Annotated in this window: 14 protein-coding genes and 1 riboswitch; of the genes, 2 read left to right on the plus strand and 12 right to left on the minus strand. The window is 63.7% G+C overall.

Annotated elements, in window-relative coordinates; genetic code table 11:
- Nucleotides 1–136: 136 nt before the first annotated feature.
- The 12 genes from iolB to ASD80_RS04280 all read right to left on the minus strand — a co-directional run bounded on the left by iolB (nt 137) and on the right by ASD80_RS04280 (nt 15,378).
- Complete coding sequence (iolB, locus tag ASD80_RS04225; RefSeq protein WP_056229448.1) at nt 137–937, minus strand: 5-deoxy-glucuronate isomerase; 801 nt, start codon at nt 935–937, stop codon at nt 137–139.
- Entirely contained in the window at nt 882–1,133 is a 252-nt protein-coding gene (locus tag ASD80_RS04230; protein WP_200950229.1) for a hypothetical protein, read from the minus strand. Before ASD80_RS04230 ends, iolB begins: the two co-directional genes overlap by 56 nt.
- Nucleotides 1,134–1,302: 169 nt before the next feature.
- Nucleotides 1,303–2,220 (minus strand): myo-inosose-2 dehydratase, encoded by a 918-nt coding sequence (iolE, locus tag ASD80_RS04235; RefSeq protein WP_056229451.1) that lies wholly within the window; start codon nt 2,218–2,220, stop codon nt 1,303–1,305.
- A 147-nt stretch (nt 2,221–2,367) separates the two neighbouring features.
- Entirely contained in the window at nt 2,368–4,215 is a 1,848-nt protein-coding gene (gene iolD, locus ASD80_RS04240) for a 3D-(3,5/4)-trihydroxycyclohexane-1,2-dione acylhydrolase (decyclizing) (protein WP_056229452.1), read from the minus strand.
- 156 nt (nt 4,216–4,371) lie between these two features.
- Nucleotides 4,372–6,282 (minus strand): bifunctional 5-dehydro-2-deoxygluconokinase/5-dehydro-2-deoxyphosphogluconate aldolase, encoded by a 1,911-nt coding sequence (locus tag ASD80_RS04245; protein ID WP_056229674.1) that lies wholly within the window; start codon nt 6,280–6,282, stop codon nt 4,372–4,374.
- A gap of 140 nt (nt 6,283–6,422) precedes the next feature.
- Nucleotides 6,423–7,265, minus strand: a complete 843-nt coding sequence (locus ASD80_RS04250; RefSeq protein WP_056229455.1) for a MurR/RpiR family transcriptional regulator — start codon at nt 7,263–7,265, stop codon at nt 6,423–6,425.
- A 130-nt stretch (nt 7,266–7,395) separates the two neighbouring features.
- A complete protein-coding gene (locus ASD80_RS04255; protein WP_056229457.1) occupies nt 7,396–8,373 on the minus strand; it encodes a DMT family transporter in 978 nt (325 codons plus the stop codon).
- Nucleotides 8,374–8,475: 102 nt separating this feature from the next.
- A riboswitch (FMN riboswitch) is annotated at nt 8,476–8,624 on the minus strand.
- Between the two features lie 349 nt (nt 8,625–8,973).
- Nucleotides 8,974–10,977: an aldo/keto reductase gene (locus ASD80_RS04260; protein WP_056229460.1), complete on the minus strand. Its 2,004-nt coding sequence runs from the start codon at nt 10,975–10,977 to the stop codon at nt 8,974–8,976.
- 126 nt (nt 10,978–11,103) lie between these two features.
- Nucleotides 11,104–12,183 (minus strand): ABC transporter ATP-binding protein, encoded by a 1,080-nt coding sequence (locus tag ASD80_RS04265; RefSeq protein ID WP_056229463.1) that lies wholly within the window; start codon nt 12,181–12,183, stop codon nt 11,104–11,106.
- Nucleotides 12,184–12,194: 11 nt separating this feature from the next.
- Entirely contained in the window at nt 12,195–13,073 is an 879-nt protein-coding gene (locus ASD80_RS04270) for a carbohydrate ABC transporter permease (protein WP_082555044.1), read from the minus strand.
- Complete coding sequence (locus ASD80_RS04275) at nt 13,070–13,879, minus strand: carbohydrate ABC transporter permease (RefSeq protein ID WP_156460323.1); 810 nt, start codon at nt 13,877–13,879, stop codon at nt 13,070–13,072. Before ASD80_RS04275 ends, ASD80_RS04270 begins: the two co-directional genes overlap by 4 nt.
- Nucleotides 13,880–14,103: 224 nt before the next feature.
- A complete protein-coding gene (locus ASD80_RS04280) occupies nt 14,104–15,378 on the minus strand; it encodes an ABC transporter substrate-binding protein (protein ID WP_056229469.1) in 1,275 nt (424 codons plus the stop codon).
- A gap of 105 nt (nt 15,379–15,483) precedes the next feature.
- Here ASD80_RS04280 and ASD80_RS04285 point away from each other — a divergent pair, with 105 nt between their 5' ends.
- Together ASD80_RS04285 and ASD80_RS04290 are read left to right on the plus strand one after the other, a co-directional pair.
- Complete coding sequence (locus ASD80_RS04285) at nt 15,484–16,398, plus strand: helix-turn-helix domain-containing protein (RefSeq protein ID WP_056229472.1); 915 nt, start codon at nt 15,484–15,486, stop codon at nt 16,396–16,398.
- Nucleotides 16,399–16,401: 3 nt separating this feature from the next.
- The gene (locus ASD80_RS04290; protein WP_056229475.1) at nt 16,402–18,498 is read left to right on the plus strand and encodes a CHASE2 domain-containing protein; all 2,097 of its coding nucleotides are present in this window, start codon (nt 16,402–16,404) and stop codon (nt 18,496–18,498) included.
- The last annotated feature ends 33 nt before the right edge of the window (nt 18,499–18,531 follow it).

Here is an 18,531-nt window from a genome sequence, read left to right on the forward strand (position 1 = left end):
CCATCCTCAATGCTATCGTCAAACAATCGACAGTTGCTTGACCCGAGGGCGTTTCACTTGCTGCGCCTACGGCAAGTACAGAGCCCTCGGGTCAAGCCCGAGGGTGACGGCTGGCGGGCAACCCAGAGGGCGTGTCCTACTTCAACAACCACTCATGCTCGGCCGCATTGTGGAATTTCCACACCCGCTTCGGCCCGGCCATGACGTTGAGATAGTAGAGATCATATCCAGCCGTGGTTGCCACCGGGTGATAGCCCCTCGGCACCAGCGTCACGTCGCCATCCTCCACCGCCATCGCCTCGTCGAGGCTCCGATCGTCGGTATAGACCCGTTGGAAGGCAAAACCCTGTGGCGGGTTGAGCCGGTGGAAATACGTCTCCTCCAACTGGCTCTCATGCGGCAGGTTGTCCTGGTCATGCTTGTGCGGTGGATAGGACGACGTATTGCCCTGCGGGGTGATGACTTCCACCACCAGCAGCGAATGGGCGGCGCCGTCATCCTCGGGCATGATATTGTAGACATGGCGCACATTGGCGCCCTTGCCACGGGTGATGCGCGGATGCGTGCCCGGCGGAATGACCCTGGCCTTGTAGTCGCCGCCACCCGGCGCGGCGCAGACGGCCAGTTCCACCACTGTTGTAGCGTCTACGGCCCATTCGCTTCCGGCCGGCACATAGACTGCCCATGGCGCGCCCTCGAACGGCGTCATGCGCTCGCCCAGTTCGCCGAAATCCTCGCCATCCACGGCAATCCGCGCCTTGCCGCCGACCAGCACCAGGCACAATTCCTGCGTCCCGGTCTCGCCGCCCGTTACCTCGCCAGCGGCCAGCTTGTGCAGGGCAAAACCCACATAGGCCCAGCCGGCCGAAGCCGGCGTCACCTCATGGACGAGACCCGTCGTCCCCTTCGGGCGTATTCGAAGGTTGGATTTGCTCATTGGCCGGCTCCTCCTTGGGAAAGGCATAGAAGAAATTGTAGAGCGAATAGGCCAGGGCAGCCCCCACCAGCAGCGCCCAGAACATGTCGCCGCTCCACAGCAGTTCCCAGCCCAGCCATGCCGCCAGGAACACCACGACGGCCAGGCGCCGCCACAGCGGCCGGAACCAGTTCAGATCATTTTGCTTGAGCGCCATTGTGTTCCTTGCAACATCCAAAAACGCGGTGTCATCCCGACCTTGAGCCGGGATCCATCCTGAGATGGCTGTCCGGGCATGATCGGGGGGTAGGCCCCGGCTCAAGGCCGGGGTGACATCGTGGGTGGGACTAGAACACAACAAAGTCCTGGCGCAACCCCCGAACGCCTCACCCCTTGGGAAAGCCCTCGGTCTCCACGGTATAGCCCGCCGCCGTCATCACGCGCATGAGTTCCTTGTGGCCCACCTGCGCCATGCGCAGCGGCGGGTTCTTGACCGGATCCTGCTCGGCCTCGACCACGAACCAGCCCTCATAGCCGTAATCGGCGAATTTCTGCACGATGGCGCCGAAATCCAGCGATCCGTCGCCCGGCACGGTGAAGGCGCCCAGCGCCACCGCATCGAGAAAGCTCTGCCGGCTGCGATCCAGCCCATCGACCACCGAACGGCGGATATCCTTCACATGCACATGGGTAATGCGCTTGTGATGATTGTCGATGGCGCGCAGCGCATCGCCCCCGGCAAAAGCCAGGTGCCCGGCATCGAGCAACAGCGGAATGCCTTCGCCCGAATGGCGCATGAAAGCGTCGAGCTCGGGCTCGGTCTCGACCACCGCCGCCATGTGGTGATGATAGGCGAGGGGCATGCCCTGTTCCGCGCACCACTCGCCGAAGGCCGTCACCTTCCGTGCATAGGCCTTCATCTCGTCATCGGAGAGTTTTGGTTTCTGCGCCAACGGAATCTCGCGCTTGCCCTGAATGGAACGCCCCACCTCGCCATAGACGATGCAGGGCGCATTGACCGCCTTGAACAGCGCAATCATCGGCGCGATGCGGTCCTTGTTGGCCGCCAGTTCCTCATCGACCAGCGTGCCCGAGAACCAGCCACCGCACAGCGTCACGTCTGCCGCCCGAAGAATAGGCAGCATGACAGCGGGATCGTCAGGAAAACGACGACCTTTCTCCATGCCGGTAAAGCCCGCCGAGCGAGATTGGCGCAGGCATTCTTCCAGCGATACGTCGTCGCTCAGTTCCACCAGATCGTCGTTCCACCACGCGATGGGCGACATGCCAAGTTTGGCTTTCATTTGCTGCTCCACAATTGCCACGCCTCGTGGTTCGAGGGTCGCTGCGCTCCCACCTCACCATGAGGCTACTGGGAACACTGGGTTCAAAACAGCCCTCATGGTGACGTGCGAGCCCTTCGCGAGCCTCGAACCAAGAGGGGCGTGGCACTATCCCGCCCGCTGCGCCTTCAGTGCCGCCACATAAGCCTCTCGCGCCGCATTCACCTGCGGTCGATCCGACACCTCCGGCACCGCCACGTCCCACCAGTGCCCACCGGCATCGGTGGTGATGAGCGGGTCGGTGTCGATGACGATGACAACGGTGCGGTCTACGCTTTCGGTTTCCTGCAGCGCCGTTTCCAGCTCGGCGATGGAACCCACCTTGCGCGCCACCGCGCCCATGGATGCAGCATGAGCAGCAAAATCTATTCCCGGCAGAGTGATATGCTGCGTATCCTTCAACAGATTGTTGAAGTTGGCTCCGCCGGTGGCCATCTGCAGCCGGTTGATGCAGCCATAGCCGGCATTGTCGAGCAGCACGATAGTCAGCTTGGCGCCCAGCATGATCGAGCTGGCAATTTCCGAGTTCAGCATCATGTAGCTGCCATCGCCCACCATCACGACCACATCGTCCTTGGGCCGCGCCAGCTTGACGCCGAGCCCGCCGGCAATCTCGTAGCCCATGGTCGAAAAACCATATTCGAGGTGATAGCTGCCCGGCGCATCAGCCTTCCACAGCTTGTGCAACTCGCCCGGCAGACCGCCGGCGGCGCAGACCAGGGTCGCATTCTGCCGGGCTCGCTGCACCGCGCCGATCACCTGTGCATCAGAGGGCAGTTCGGCATTGCTGCTGGCGGTCGCCTTGTCGGCGTCGACCAGCCAGTCGTCCTTTCCGTCCTTGGCCTTGTCGGTCCAGTCCTCGTTGGCCCGCCAGCCGGTCAACGCCGCATTGAGCGCCTCGAGCCCGGCCCGCGCATCGGCGACGAGGGGCAGGGCCTGGTGCTTGTGTGCATCAAAGGGCTGCACGTTGAGACCGATGATCCGCAGATCGTCATTCTTGAACAGCGCCCACGAGCCCGTAGTAAAGTCTTGCAGCCGCGTACCCACCGCCAGCACCACATCGGCCTCTTCGGCCAGCGCATTGGAGGCGGAAGTGCCGGTCACCCCCACCGAACCCATATTGAGCGGGTGGTCATGCGGCAGGCTGGATTTGCCTGCCTGCGTTTCCAGCACCGGCACGCCATGGATTTCGGCAAACTTGCGCAGCGTATCGGACGCCTCGGAATAGAGCACGCCGCCACCGGCAATGATGACCGGCTTGCTGGCCTTGAGCAGCGCCGCCGCCGCCGTGGCGAATTCGTCGGCGTCCGGCATAATCCGCCTGACGGTCCAGACCTTCTCGGCAAAGAAGCTCTCGGGATAGTCATAGGCCTCCGCCTGGACGTCCTGACAAAGGCTCAGCGTTACGGGGCCACATTCGGCCGGGTCCGTCAGCACGGCCATGGCGCGCCGCAAAGCAGGGATGATCTGTTCTGGCCGCATGATGCGGTCGAAATAGCGGCTGACCGGCCGGAAGCAGTCATTAGCCGAAACCGTGCCGTCACCGAAATTTTCCACCTGTTGCAACACCGGATCGGGCAGGCGATTGGCGAACACATCGCCCGGCAGTAGCAGCACCGGCAGGCGGTTCACATGCGCCAGCGCCGCCGCCGTCACCATGTTGAGCGCGCCCGGTCCGATGGAGGAAGTACAGGCCATGAAACGGCGGCGGAAACTGGCCTTGGCATAGGCGATGGCGGCATGAGCCATGCCCTGCTCGTTCTGCGCCCGATAGGTCGGCAGCGTGTCCTTGACGCCGTGCAGCGCCTCGCCAATGCCGGCCACGTTGCCATGGCCGAAAATAGCGAAGACACCGCCGAAGATCGGCACGGTCTCACCGTCGATCACCGTCTTCTGCATGGTCATGAACCGCGCCACGGCCTGCGCCATCGTCAATCGAACAGTCTTCTGGCTCATAGGCTCATTCCTCATCAGCGGCGACTATGCGCCAGCATGTCAATTTTCCCGAAGGCCGCAATCCATCTTGAGATACATCGCCGCTCGCATAACTCAGGATGGACCCCGGCCTTCGCCGGGGGCGACATCGAGTTCCCTATAGCGGCGCGGCCCACCTCAAGCCGCTTCGCTCTTGCCCAGCCGTTCCCATATCTCGACCAGCGCTCCGAACTTGCGCGCCATTTCGGCCACGGCCTGCTCGTCGCCGATCCTACCCGCCAGCCAGGCCTTTGCCGAATCGGCAAATATGGTGCGGCCCACGGCAAAACCCTTGACGCTGCGCGCGGTACGGGCGGCGGCAAAGCCGGCCTCTAGCGCCGCCTGCGGCGCTTCCAGCCCCAGCAGCACCACGCCACGGCACAGCGCGTCGCGCGTCTCGATGACGGCGTCGATGGCGGCCCAGGCGGCGCGGCTGGCCTGCGGCTCGAGCTTCCACCAGTCTGGCTTGATGCCGGCATCGTAGATCTCGCCCAGCACGCGCGCCACCGTGTCGTCGCCCAGCGCGCCATGCCGGCTGGCGATGATCTCGATCAGCAATTCGCGGCCCACCTTGCGGGCCGCTTCATAGGCCGTGCGCAGCTTGTCGATCTGCATGTGTTTCAGGTCGGCGGCATCATCCGGGTGATAGAAGCACAGCACCTTGATGCAATGATCCACCGGCCAATCCACCAGCCGCGAGCCCAAATCCTGGTTGAATTCGAACTGCAGCGGCCGCGAGCCGGGCAGTTCGATCGGCTTGCCGATCCAGAAATCCGGCTGTGCTTCGGCCGCAAACAGGGCGTCGCGGCCATATTTGTCGTCGAGCAACATGCCGAAGCCGGGCCGACCGTTAGCCACGCTTGCGGCCGCCTTGACGGCCAATGCCTTGAAGGCCGGGATGCGCGCCAACACTTGCGCATCACCGTCGGCGAGCTCTTCGAGCTGGCTGCGATGGTCGATGGCCAGGGCCATGAGGCTGGGAATCTCCCGCCGACGATTGGTAGCCCAGTGGATGTGGTTGAGCGCTTCGTCCTTGCGCAGCGCCCGCTCCTTGCTGCCATGCTGGAGGAAGTAATTGAGTTCCGGCCAGCTCGGATATTCCGGGGCGCAGAGCAGGCGGCTGACGGCGAAGGCACCGCAGGCATTGGCCCATGTCGCGCTGGTGGCGTGCTTTTCGCCACGCAGCCAGCCGCGCAGCCAGCCGCTCATGAAAGCGTCGCCGGCGCCCAGCACATTATAGACTTCGATGGGAAAGCCCTTGCCGACAATGCCCTGTTCCAGGTCGTTGGGGATCGGACCGTCATAGACGATGCAGCCCATGGGCCCGCGCTTCAGGACGATCGTGCCGGAGGACAGCTTGCGGATCGCCCTGAGCGCGGAGAGCAGGTCGGCTTGACCGGAAGCGATGAGCACTTCTTCCTCGGTGCCGACGATGAGGTCGCAATCGGGCAGGACGGACTGGTATGTCTGCGATACCACGTCCGAGGCGACATAGCGCGAAAAGCCCGCTTCATGCCCCGCCAGCCCCCATAGATTGGGGCGGTAGTCGATGTCGAAGGCGACCAGCGCCCCATTGGCTTTGGCGATGCGGATCGCCTTTTTCTGCGCGGCTGCGCTGTTGGCGCGGCTGAAATGCGTTCCGGTCACCACTATGGCGCGGGCCGAGCGGATCAGGTTTTCATCGATATCGCTTTCATCGAGCGCCATGTCGGCGCAGTCGGTGCGATAGAAGATCATCGGCGAAACGCCTTCGGCTTCCACCGACAGCAGCACCAGCGCCGTGAGCCGGTCCGGGTCGGTGGCGATCCCCTTGGTTTCGACGCCTTCACGGACCAACTGTTCGCGAATGAAGCGGCCCATCTGCTCATTGCCGACACGGGTGATCAGGCCAGATTTGAGCCCCAGCCGGGCGGTGCCGACAGCGATATTGGTCGGGCAGCCGCCCACCGATTTGGCAAAGCTCCCGACATCTTCCAGCCGCGTACCGATCTGCTGGCCATAGAGGTCAACCGAGGCGCGACCGATGGTGATGACGTCGAGCGGCAGCATTTCCTGCTGCTGCTGATGCACATTCGTCACGCGGGTCTCCTCTTGGCCAGTTCCCAGCCTGCCCAATACGAAACATAAGTTCCGACTATTCGTCAATGTGGAATGTTCATTCCAATTGCGGAACTCGGCATCACAGTTGCTCAGCCGCGCCGGCGTTTCTCCGCGATGCTGACCGTCAGCGCCATGGCGAAGGCCATGCTGGCCGAAAGAGAGCGGAATCCGGCATGGTCGGCTTCCACCACTTCGAACCATTCCCGCGAGCATTCGGCCAGCGGAGAAAAGGCGGAGTCGGTCAGCGACACCACCGGAATCCCGCGCGCCGCCAGCGTCCGCGCCTGTGCGGCGCTTTCAGAGGCATAGGGCGAAAAACTGATGGCGAAGGCGGCATCATCGGGCGTGGCCATGGCCAATAGGTCGTCATCGATGCCCGCCGAAGTGCCGACGAGTTGGCAGCGGACTTTCAGCTTGCCGAAGGCATAGGCCATGTAGCTGCTGATCGGGTAGGAGCGGCGCTTGGCGATGAGGTAAATGGTTGCAGCATTGGCCAGCAGCGTTACCGCGCGCTCGAAGGCATCGGGCTCGACCGCGGCCGCGATCGCGTCGACCGAGCGATGAGCGGCGGCGATGAAACCGTTGAAAATAGTGGTGCTTTCCGCCAGCGCCGCGCCATCCTGCTCCAGCGCCCGCAGTCGTTCCTCGTAGGACGAGGTGCGTTCGCGCAACCGGGCGCGGAACAGCAGTTGCAGGCCGGAAAAGCCGTCAAAGCCGAATTGCTGGGCGAAGCGGACCAGCGTGGAAGGCTGCACGTCGGCCGATTGCGCGATGCTGGCCGCGGTGCCGAAGGCGATCTCGTCCGGGTTGTCCAGCGCATAGGCCGCCACCTGGGTCAGCCGCTTGGGCAACTCGCCCTTGCGCTCCAATATCGCCGCGCGCAGCGTATCGAAATCCTGGGGCGGGGTGATTTTGGCTGTGATCTCGGACATGGCGCGCTCCGGCTTTCGGTCACTAATCCTCAATCCGCGCCGGCGATCAAGGAAAATTGGAAATTTTATTCCGTATATAGAACGACGCCAAGGTCGGCTGCCCCCGGCAGATGCCGGGAGCAGCGAGGCATCAGGCCATGCTGAGCGTGCGCCGCTGGCTGGATTCCACCCAGAAGATGAAGCTGGACGCCGCCAGGATCAGGGCCGCGCCGGGCCAGAACCAGACCGACGGCACCTGCGACAGGAATAACCACCCCAGCAGCCCGCTGAGCGGCACCTTGAGATCGCCAAAAGGCTGCAGATAGGTGGCATCTGCCGCCTTGTAGGCCACGGCGAGCAGGTATTGCGCGGCGGCGGTCAGCGCGCCCAGCAGGACCAGCAGCGCCAGGGCATTGCCGCCGGGCAGGGCGAAGACATTGTCGGTCAGCCCCGCCGGTAGCAGGCCCGGCGCAAGCCCGCCCAGGGCCCAGACGGCAAGCAGGATCAGCAGGTGGTTCGGCGTCACCAGCACCAGCAGCGAGATGGTCAGCGTTTCGGGGCGCTCGCTTTGCTTGCTGAGATACTTGGTCAACACGTCGGTCGTGGCCCAGAGCGCCGCCGCTGCAATCGGAATGAGCGTCGACCAGCCCAGGCCCTCGGCACCCACGCCCGAAACGATGATGGCACCGGCAAAGCCGACCAGAGCTGCCCCGATCCGGACGGCGGAGGCGCGTTCGCCGAGGAATAGCGTCGAGCCGAGGATGATGAAGAGCGGGCCGGTGGCCAGGAGCGTCACCATCTGCCAGATCGGAACGCCGGTGGCGAAGCCATAGACGAAGACATGCACGCCCAGCGCCGAGACGAAGGCGCGGATTTCGTGGGCGATGGGATGGGCGCTGCGCAGGTTGCCGAGCCCGATACGCAAGATCAGCGGCAAAGCCAGCAGCGAGGCGATGACATATTGCCAGAAGGCCATGCCAGTGGAACTCATGCCGTAGCCGCCATATTCCACCGGGGTCGGCAGCGCCGATTGCAGCAGATTGCTCCCGGCGAAGGCGAGGCTTGCCGCGATCATGAAGAAAGCGCCCGTAGCGGCGCCGTTGCTTGGAGTAGAGGAAACCTGGCTCATGAGACGTCCTTTCCGTAACCAGTTTCCTCAGGGTTACGGGAAGTCTCGCTGAGGCCACGCCCGGCCCGAAAATGAATGCGGACACCGGCAAGCCAGCGTTGGTCCCGTTCTCTTTCATCCGGACTATACCGTCGGCTCCGGAATTACACCGGATCTGCTGACCCTTCGGACCTAGGTCCAAAAGCGCTCGCGGGCTTGGCGTCACCGCCTTTACCGCCGGTGGGGAATCGCACCCCGCCCTGAGAACTATGCCGGACTATCGTCCGACGACGATGAACATAGGGAGGGGGGGCGATGCGGGCAAGTAGATACAAAGATGTAACTGTGCGTCTTTCGCGAACGATGAGGAAAATCTGTTCAGGAGGCCAAAGGAGGAAGAGAAGACGGTGGCGCCACGTTTCCCCATACGCGATGTCATCCCGGCTCAAGGCCGGGATGACATCGTGGGCAAGGTGGGATCATGCCACTTCCCACCAGCCGTCACCCTCGGGCTTGACTCGAGGGCGTTGCACTTGCGGGGCCTCGGCTAAGGAAACTGCCATCGGGTCGGGCCCAAGGGTGACGCTCCGTAGACGGTGAGCGACGAAGGCGCCAGCCAGCCTACCCCCGATCCAGCCACGCCACCTGTTCCGGCGTCAGCTTGATCTCGAACGCCTTCAGGCTGTCATCCAGCTCGCCCAGCGTGCGCGGGCCGATCAACGGGATGCTCGGGAAGTCCTGCGCCAGCACGAAGGCCAGCGCGACGTGGATCGGGCTGTGGCCGAGTTTCTGCGCCAATTCGATAGCCCTGTCACGACGCGCGAAGTTCTTGTCATTATACCAGCAGCGTACCAGTTCCTCATTGTCGGTCTTGTCCCGTCCGGCCCGGTCGGTGAAGAAGCCGCGGCCCTGGCTCGACCAGGAAAAATTGGTGACCTGCTTGTCCTTGAGCCACTGTTTCCATTCGTCGGTCGACGACGTCACGCAGCCATCCCAGATCGGTACCAGCATTTCGCTGAGCGCGAAATTATTGCTGAGTGCCATCGGCTTGGTTTTGCCCGTGCGCTCGGCATAGGCCACAGCCTCGTCGAAGCGCTCCCTGGTCCAGTTGGAACCGCCGAACGGTCCGCGAATGCGGCCCTTCTTCACCTCGGCATCCATCGCATCGACGAATTCGCCCACCGGCACGTCGAGATTGTCGCGGTGCATGAAATAGACATCGACATAGTCGGTCTGCAGCCGGTCGAGCGACTGGGTGAGCTGCTTCGCGATGACGTCAGGATAGCAGAGCGGGCTGTGCGCCCCCTTGCCGATCAGCACCGCGCCCTCGCGCGTGCCCCGGTTCTTGTGCCATTCGCCGAACAGTTTTTCGGTATAGCCGGCGCCATAGACGAAGGCGGTATCGAAGATATTGCCGCCCTTTTCCCAGAAGGCATCGAGCAGGATGGCGCCCGAGGCGAAGCTGCGGAAATCCTCGAAGCCCAGGGCTACGGCCGAGGCCGCCTTGCCCAGCCCCGGAATGCTCCGCTTGGGGATGACGCCACTATTGAGGCCGAGCTTGCGGTTATCCAGCGTGTTGACGCGCTTGGTCGATCTCTCGACCGAGAACTCGATGCCGGCATCCTTGCGCCAGGCGTCGAGCACGCGAGCATTGCCGAGGCTGTCGGCCCAGCTCATGCCAGGCGCCGCCAGTTCCTGCCGCTTGGCGAAGATCGCTTCGGCAGCGGCATCCGCCTCGAACGAGTAGACATGGGCAGTTTCGTTGACGCTGACCGTCTCGATCTTGCCCTGCTTGATGATGTCGATCTTGCCCAGGCCCTGGTCGCGGTTGCCATTGGCGAACCAGAAGTCGGGCACTTCGATACGGCCGTCCGACCCGTGAATGCGCAGCACGTTGTCGAGATTGGCCATCACGGCGCACGACACCTGGGCGACGATGCCATTCTCGAAGGTGAGGATAGCTGCAGCCCAGTCATCGGTTCCCTCGGCATTGAGCTTGGCTGTTCCCGCCACCTTGACCGGGTCGGCAAACGGCTTGCCCATGGCGGCGCCGGCAATGAAGCGGGCCATCGACACCGGATAGCCGCCGACATCGAGAATGCCGCCGCCGGCCAGGTCAGAGGCGAACAGGCGGTGCTGCGGCTGGAACTTGCCCATCGAGAAGCCGAAGCTCGACTGGATCATGCGCACTTCGCCGATAACACCCGAGCGGATAAGTTCCGCGAGCTTGGCGGCCTGCGGATGCAGCCGATACATGAAGGCCTCGCCGGCAAAGGTGCCGGCCTTGCGGTGGGCATGGAACACCGCGTCGATCTCGAAGGCCGAGAGCGCGAAGGGCTTTTCCACCAGCACATGCTTGCCGGCCTCGGCCGCCTTGATGGCCCATTCGGCGTGGCCGGTATGGGGCACCGCGATATAGACAGCGTCGATACCCGGATCAGCCAGCAGCGCCCCATAGCCCTGGACCACCCGCACGCCGGGGAAGTCCTCGGCCAGGTTCGGCTTGTTGGGATCGCGCGTAGCGATGGCGGCCAGCACGCCATGCTTGCTGCCGGCAACGCCTCCCCGGAAAGCCTTGGCAATGCTGCCCGGCCCGATAATGCCCCAGCGGATTTTTTCAGACATGAAAGTGGTCCTTGTGAACGTGTCGTTCTATTCCCGTGCCATTCCCGCGAAGCGGGAACCTCCGTTGCGCGGCCGGCAGAGGTTCCCACTTTCGCGGGAACGACACCGTGGTTGTGGTAAATATGGTCAGCGCAGGCGCTGGCCCTTGCTGTCGAACAGATAGGCCTTGTCGGCGCTGATCGAGACGGTGATCCGGTCCTTGCCGGTTTCGTGGCGCGACTCCTCGCGCTCGATCACCACCGCTTCGCCGCCGGCATTGGCATAGACGTAGCTGGTGGACCCCAGATGCTCGGCCACGTCTACATCCAGCGTGATATCGGCCGTGCCGGTGCCGGGAAGGCCCAGATGCTCGGCGCGAATCCCCAATGCAACCTGGTCGCCCACGGCGCCGCCGCCAGCGGGCAGGGTGAGGCGGGTGCCGCCATGGTTGGCGAGCTCGATGGTGACCGTATCCACGCCCTTTTCCACGATGGAGCCAGCGAGGAAATTCATCCGCGGCGAGCCGATGAAGCCGGCAACGAACTGGTTGGCCGGATCGTCGTAGAGGTCGAGCGGGCGGCCGACCTGTTCGATGATGCCATCGCGCAGCACCACGATCTTATCGGCAAGCGTCATGGCCTCGACCTGGTCGTGGGTCACGTAGATGATGGTGGTCTGCAATTCCTTGTGCAGCCGCGCGATCTCGATGCGCATATGCACGCGCAATTCGGCATCGAGGTTGCTGAGCGGTTCGTCGAACAGGAACACCTGCGGATTGCGCACGATGGCGCGACCGATGGCGACGCGCTGCCGCTGGCCACCCGAGAGTTCCTTGGGAAAGCGGTCGAGCAGCGGCTCCAGCGCCAGGATGCGCGCCGCGTCGCCCACCTGTCTGGCGATCTGGTCCTTGGCGACGCCGGCAAAGCGCAGCGCGAAGCCCATATTCTCGCGCACCGTCATATGCGGATAGAGCGCGTAGGACTGGAACACCATGGCGATGCCGCGCTTGGACGGATCGACATCGTTCATGCGCTGGCCGCCGATTTCGAGGTCACCGGCGGTGATGTGCTCAAGCCCGGCGATCATTCGCAGCAGGGTGGACTTGCCGCAGCCCGAGGGGCCGACAAAGACCACGAATTGCTTGGAGTCGATGTCGAGGTCGACGCCCTTGATGACCTCGACATTGCCGTAGGACTTGCGCACGCCTCTGAGTGTCAAGCTGCTCATGGTTCTGGTCCTTATTTTACCGCGCCCAGCATGCCTTCGACGAAGCGACGCTGGAGCAGAAAGAAAATGATGAGGGTGGGCAGGGTGGCCAGCACCGTGGCGAATAGCGTCATGCCGTAATCGGGAACATAGGCCGAGGTCAGGGCCGAAACGATCAGCGTGATGGTCCTGTTGTCCTCGGTCTGCAGCACGATGAGCGGCCACAGGTAGTTGTTCCAGTTCGCCATGAATACGATGATCGTCGCCGCCGCATAGGTCGGGCGCATCACCGGCATGTAGACATAGAGGAAGATTTGCCACTCCTTGAGGCCGTCGATCTTGGCGGCATCGCGCAACTCGCTGGGAAAGGCTTTGGTGGCCTGGCGGAAGTAGAAGATGATGAAGATCGAAGCGACCGTCGGCAGGATCACCGCCACATAGGTATTCACCAGCTTGGCCTGCGCGAACATCACGAACAGCGGCACCATCATCGCCGCGAAGGGAATGGAGAGCAGCAGCAGCAGCAGGGCGAAAATGCGCTCCCGCACCCGCGACCGGAACATTTCGAAGCCATAACCGGCCAGCGACGAGACCGCGAGCGTCAGCACCGTTCCGACAATGGCGATGAAGCCCGAGTTCCAGAACACGCGCAGCACATCGACCTGGGTGAAGAAGGTGGTGGCATTGTCAAAGAACGCGCCGCCGAAGCTCGCCTTGCCCTTGATGATGTCGGCCGACGTGTTGGTCGTGCCGACAAGCATCCAGAAGAACGGAAACACCGAGACGAAGGCCGCAAACGAAAGCAGCAGATAGACGATGCCGCGCCGGATCAGCGCCCAGGGGTTGCCTGGCAGGATCGACGTGGCGGCCACGGGCCGCGCCGGGGCCGAAGTCATGGGGGTATCGGTCATGACGATCTCCGGTCGCGGGCGATGAGGAACTGGATGAGGCTGAGGATGCCGACCACGACCACGATGACCCAGGAGACGGTTGCCGAATAGCCGAAGCTGGGCATGAACTTGAAGGTCAGGTTGTAGATGTAGAGCGACAGGGTCAGCGTCGAATCCGACGGGCCGCCGGTGCCGGCGGTGAAGTTGTAGACCTCGTCGAACAGTTGCAGCGTGCCGATGGTGGAAATCACCGTGGTAAACAGGATCACCGGCTTCAGCATCGGAATGGTGAGATAGCGGAACCGCGCCCAGGCCGGGACGCCATCGATGCGCGCCGCCTCGTAGATCGAGCGGTCGATATTCTGCAATGCGGCCAGGTAGAAGACCATGTTGTAGCCGGTCCACCGCCAGGTGATGGCGAGGATGACAACCACCTTGGCCCAGAATGGATCGCTGAACCAGGCGATCGGCCCGCCGATGACATGCAGCGCCATCAGCGCCTGGTTGACCACCCCGTCATTGGCGAACATCGACTTGAACAGGGTCGAATAGGCGATCAGCGAGGCGACGCAGGGCAGGAAGATGGCGGTGCGGAACAGGCCCCGGAAGCGCAGCGTGGCATCGTTGAGCGCCACCGCAAAAAGCAGCGCCAGCGTGATCATGATCGGCACCTGGATGATGAAGAAGGTGAACGTGTTGCCCAGCGCGCGCAGGAACACCGGATCCTTGGTCAGCCGCTCGATATTGGCGAAGCCGCCAAAACTGAGATTCATGCCCTTGCCGACCTGGAAGCTCATCCAGAGCGACCAGACGATCGGATAGATCATGAACAATCCGAGCAGGATGAGGGCAGGGGCGATGAACGCCCAGCCTGTAAGATGCTCCCTGCGAGCCAGTCTCGCCTGTGCCAAACTATCGTCCTCCCCGATGGTGCAGCGTCATCATGCCCGATAGTGCCAGGCGCCGCGACTGCGGCGCCCGACCGGAAAGCAGAGCCGCGACTGCGGCGCCCGACCGGAAAGCAGAGCGGGCCCCGCTTTCCGCCGACAGATTATTGCATCTGCTGCTGGGCCTGGTCGTTGATCGCCTGCAGCGCGGCGTCCATGTCGCCACCCTGGATGATCGTGGGGAGTTGGGCCTGGACCGCGGAGTCCACTTCGGCGGTGAAGGTGCCGTAGTCGACGCTTGGAATCTGGCTCAGCCAGGTGGAGAAGTTCTGCCACACCGGGGCGCCGCCGAAGAAGTCGTCGGTAGCCTGGTAGGCTTCGCCTTCGCGCGCGGCGAGCAGCGAGCCCACTGCGCCCTGAGCGGTCAGGATTTTCTGGTAGAAGTCGACATCGCTGCCCCAGACGGTCTTGAGGAAGTCGATGGCCTCTTCCTTGTTGTCCGAGGAAGCCAGCACATACCAGCTCGAGCCGCCCTGGTTGGACGCGTTGACCGAGCCTTCGACATCGAGACGCGGGATCGGAGCGACGCCCCACAGGCCCGACTGGTCGGCATTGGCCTTGATGGTGCCGGTGATCCACACGCCGACGGGAACCATGGCGACTTCGCCCGAGGTGAAGGCGCCGGTATATTCGGCCCAGCCGGAGACGGGCTTGACCAGGTCGGCCTGGTAGAACTTGGCGTAGGTTTCGAGCGCCTTCCGCAGCGGGGCGTTGTCGACGATGTTGAGGCTGCCATCCTCATTGAAATACCAGGCGCCGGCCGACTGCATCATCATGCGGATGAGGCCGGTATCGTTGAGGTCTAGGTCGAGCAGCGGCTTGCCGGTCTTCTCCTTGACCTGGGTGCCGATTTCGACCAGGCGATCCCAGGTGATGTTTTCGAGGTCGGCGGGGGTGAATCCGGCTTCCTCGAGCATGTCGGAGCGGTAGAACAGGCCCGTGACGCCGGAGTCGAAGGGCAGCGAGTAGGATTTTCCGTCCAGCGTGGCGGCGGCAACCTTGTACTGCGCGAAGACCGACATATCGATCGAGTCCGACAGCGGCTCGAACGCGCCGGGGAAGGACTGCAGGTATTTCTGGGCCACGTCGTCCTGGATCAGCACGATATCGGGCAGGCCGTCGGTGCTGCCGGCGAGGAGCTGGGTCTGCAGTTTGGCGCGGATATCGTCCTGGCTGGCCGAGTCATCGACGATGATGTTGGCGTCGGGGTTGATGGCGGTGTAGCGGCTGGCCGCTTCCTTCATGGTGGCGCCGTTGAAGTTCGGGTCCCATGCCCAGACGGTGACGTCGCCGGCCGATGCGGCAGTGATGCTCAGAAAGCTGATTCCGGCCAAAGCCAGACCGAGCATGCGTCCATGCCGCGAAACGATGCGGTTCATTGTAGTCCTCCCTTTTCATTTGCTCTTATGCCGAGCGCTTCCTAAGCTATCGACCTGACGCGTGGCGTCCCTCACAAAGGGCATGCAGAGTTGGCGGAAAGTAAGATGGCACAAAGGGCGTATTACGAACCCGAGGCCAACGGGGTGGAGCGGCTACCGACGGCCTTGTCCATGTTTCATGCTAGCCCGCTGGTCATGCGGGCGGCGCATTGGCATGCGCAGGTCGAGGTCAACTATATCGTGCGGGGCTGGGCCCACTACCGGATGAGCGGTCACGAGGCCCGTTTCGATGCCGGCGATATGGCCCTGTTCTGGGGCGGATTGCCCCACCAGCTCTATGACGCCTCCGATGATCTGATCTATGCCGGCGGGCACCTGCCACTGGTGCATTTCTTCCGGCTGCGCCTGCCGCAGGACGTGCAGTCGCGGTTGATGCAGGGAGCGACGTTGGTGTCGCGATCGACGGATGCGGCCGACCCTTACAACTTCGAGCGCTGGAACAGCTATGCGCGGTCAGGCGATCCGATGAAGGCCAGCATGGCCGTGGACGAACTGCTGCTGCGCATCGAGCGCGTTCGCTTCGACCCCTATGAATTACTGCCTGGCCCTGCCGACGTGGTCAATGCCGTCGATGGGCTGGACCATCATTCCTCGCCCATCGTGGTGCGCATCTGCGATTTCATCGCCGACAATTTCCGCGAGGAGATCGACTCCGCCGATATCGCCTCGGCCGCGGATATCCACCCCAAATACGCGATGAACGTGTTCAAGAAATCGACGGGTATGACGCTCAACGATTATGTAAACCTGATGCGGCTCAGCTACGCCCAGGCCTTGCTGATGCAGGACGACGCGAATGTGTTGCAGGTAGCCATGGATAGCGGCTTTGGTTCACTCAGTGCATTCAATAAATCGTTCCGCAAGATCGCCGGCATGTCGCCGACCGATTTCCGGCGCGATGTGCGCTGCCGGCCCAGCATGCCGATGGTCCGCGCCCACGCCACCGCGCCGATGAACTGAACCATGCTGACGCGGCGACTGGCGGCATTGGTGTTGGGCGCCGCCATCGTCATTGCGCTGGTCCTGCTGCGCGCTGCCGACCCCTATGCCGTGCGGGTGGTGCGCGAGACCACCTTCGATACCTTCCAGCAGATCAGGCCCCGAACCGCCCCCGCCGACCTGCCGGTGCGTATCGTCGATATCGACGAGGCCTCGCTCGCCGCCATCGGACAATGGCCCTGGCCGCGGCGCGACATGGCGCAGATCGCCACCCGCCTGATCGAGCTCGGCGCGGCCGTGGTGGTGTTCGACGTGCTGTTCTCCGAGCCCGACCGTTGGTCGCCCGCCGCCATCACGGGGGCGGGGGCCGACTATGACGCCACGTTCGCCAGCGCGCTGTCGTCCGGCCCGACCGTCCTGGTGATGAGCCGCGCCATGGGTGGAAGCCAGCCGCCGGCGCCCAAGGCGGGTTTCGCCATCACCGGCAATGACATCCTTGCCAGCCTGCCCTCGCTCAATGGCGTTGCCGCGCCGCTGCCGGCGCTGGCCGATGCCGCCATGGGCCTGGGCGTCGCGAGCCTCGACCGTGAAGGGGCAGGGGTGGCGCGCCGCCTGCCGCTGCTGTGGTCCAACGGCACGGCGCCGCTGCCGACCCTGGCAGTGGAGGCCCTGCGCGTAGCCCAGGGCGCCTCGACGCTGGTCGTGCTGGGGGACACGGCCGGCGCCGGCACCGTGGCCGGATTGCGGGTGGGTCAGTTCGACATACCGACCGGGCCAGACGGCGACATGTGGCTCTATTATCGCGACCTGCCGCCATCGACTTACGTGTCGGCCGCGCAAGTGCTGGGCGAAGGCTACAGCAGCCTCGGCCCGCTGCTATCGGGTCATATCGTCCTCGTCGGCGCTTCCGCAGCCGGCCTGCTCGATATTCGCGCCAGCGCGCTGGGCGAGGCGGTGCCGGGCGTGTCCATCCACCTGCAGGCGCTCGAACAGATGCTGACCGGCACCTTCCTGCACCGGGCCGACTGGGTCGGCGGGCTGGAATTACTCATCATCGCGGTAAGCGGGTTCGCAGTGGTGCTGGTCCTGCTGCTGACCGGGCCACTGGTGGGGCTAGCGTTTTCCTTGATGATCGCGGCTCTGGCGACGGCGGGAAGCTGGCTGGCTTTCAGCCAGTTCGGCGTGCTGCTCGATCCCAGCTTCGCCCTGTTTGCCGCCCTCGTGACTTACGCTGCCATGGCCTTTTTCCGCTTCGCCGTGACCGACGCCGACAAGCGCCGTATCCGCAAGGCCTTCGCCCATTATGTCGAACCCTCGCTGCTGACCCAGATCGAGGCCAATGCCGGCCTGCTCAAGCTGGGCGGCGACGTGCGCGAGATGACGGTGATGTTCTCGGATGTGCGCAACTTCACCGCCCTCAGCGAGCGCACCGCCCCGGCGGACCTGGTGACCATGCTCAATCGGCTGTTTGCCGGGCTCGGAGCGGCCATCGTTGCCCATCACGGCACCATCGACAAATTCATGGGTGACGCCATCATGGCTTTCTGGAATGCCCCGGTCGACGTGCCGCGCCACGCCCGCCATGCCTGCGAGGCGGCGCTGGACATGCGGGCGGCCCTGCGCGCGCTCAATGCCCAGCAGGCCGAACCGGTCGCCATCGGCATCGGCATTTCCACCGGACCGGCTTTGGTGGGCAATATGGGGTTCGAAGCCCGCTTCGACTACTCCTGCATCGGCGACACGGTGAATGTGGCCAGCCGCCTCGAAGGCGCCTGCCGGAGCGTGGGTTACGACATTCTCGTCACCGCCGAAACGCGGGCGGCCGCGCCGGAACTGGCCTTTCTCGCCGCTGGCTCGGTCGTACTCAAGGGCATCAGCCAGCCCGAACCCATCCACCTGCTGGTCGGCGATGAAGTCCTGGCGGATTCGGAAGCCTTCACCACGCTGGCCGCAGCCCACGAAGCGCTGCTGGCGACTTGGGCCGGCGGCGCGGCTGCCGAACCGGTCTTCGAACGCTGCCGCATCCTGGCCACGTCTATCGATCCCCGCCTCATCGACTTCTACGATGCCGGGCTGACGAGAAGCGCCGATTTCCAAAGCTCGCAGCCCGCAACCGCCTGAGACCTCTTCACCGCTCCCTCGAGGGAGGGGGTG

It is taken from the genome of Devosia sp. Root635 (assembly GCF_001427605.1).
Classification (GTDB): Bacteria; Pseudomonadota; Alphaproteobacteria; order Rhizobiales; family Devosiaceae; genus Devosia.

Bases quoted from the DNA above. Each gene is read 5' to 3' on its own strand.
- iolB (WP_056229448.1), bottom strand. From the start codon at position 937: ATGAGCAAATCCAACCTTCGAATACGCCCGAAGGGGACGACGGGTCTC.
- ASD80_RS04230 (WP_200950229.1), bottom strand. From the start codon at position 1,133: ATGGCGCTCAAGCAAAATGATCTGAACTGGTTCCGGCCGCTGTGGCGG.
- iolE (WP_056229451.1), bottom strand. From the start codon at position 2,220: ATGAAAGCCAAACTTGGCATGTCGCCCATCGCGTGGTGGAACGACGAT.
- iolD (WP_056229452.1), bottom strand. From the start codon at position 4,215: ATGAGCCAGAAGACTGTTCGATTGACGATGGCGCAGGCCGTGGCGCGG.
- ASD80_RS04245 (WP_056229674.1), bottom strand. From the start codon at position 6,282: ATGCTGCCGCTCGACGTCATCACCATCGGTCGCGCCTCGGTTGACCTC.
- ASD80_RS04250 (WP_056229455.1), bottom strand. From the start codon at position 7,265: ATGTCCGAGATCACAGCCAAAATCACCCCGCCCCAGGATTTCGATACG.
- ASD80_RS04255 (WP_056229457.1), bottom strand. From the start codon at position 8,373: ATGAGCCAGGTTTCCTCTACTCCAAGCAACGGCGCCGCTACGGGCGCT.
- ASD80_RS04260 (WP_056229460.1), bottom strand. From the start codon at position 10,977: ATGTCTGAAAAAATCCGCTGGGGCATTATCGGGCCGGGCAGCATTGCC.
- ASD80_RS04265 (WP_056229463.1), bottom strand. From the start codon at position 12,183: ATGAGCAGCTTGACACTCAGAGGCGTGCGCAAGTCCTACGGCAATGTC.
- ASD80_RS04270 (WP_082555044.1), bottom strand. From the start codon at position 13,073: ATGACCGATACCCCCATGACTTCGGCCCCGGCGCGGCCCGTGGCCGCC.
- ASD80_RS04275 (WP_156460323.1), bottom strand. From the start codon at position 13,879: ATGATCTATCCGATCGTCTGGTCGCTCTGGATGAGCTTCCAGGTCGGC.
- ASD80_RS04280 (WP_056229469.1), bottom strand. From the start codon at position 15,378: ATGAACCGCATCGTTTCGCGGCATGGACGCATGCTCGGTCTGGCTTTG.
- ASD80_RS04285 (WP_056229472.1), top strand. From the start codon at position 15,484: ATGGCACAAAGGGCGTATTACGAACCCGAGGCCAACGGGGTGGAGCGG.
- ASD80_RS04290 (WP_056229475.1), top strand. From the start codon at position 16,402: ATGCTGACGCGGCGACTGGCGGCATTGGTGTTGGGCGCCGCCATCGTC.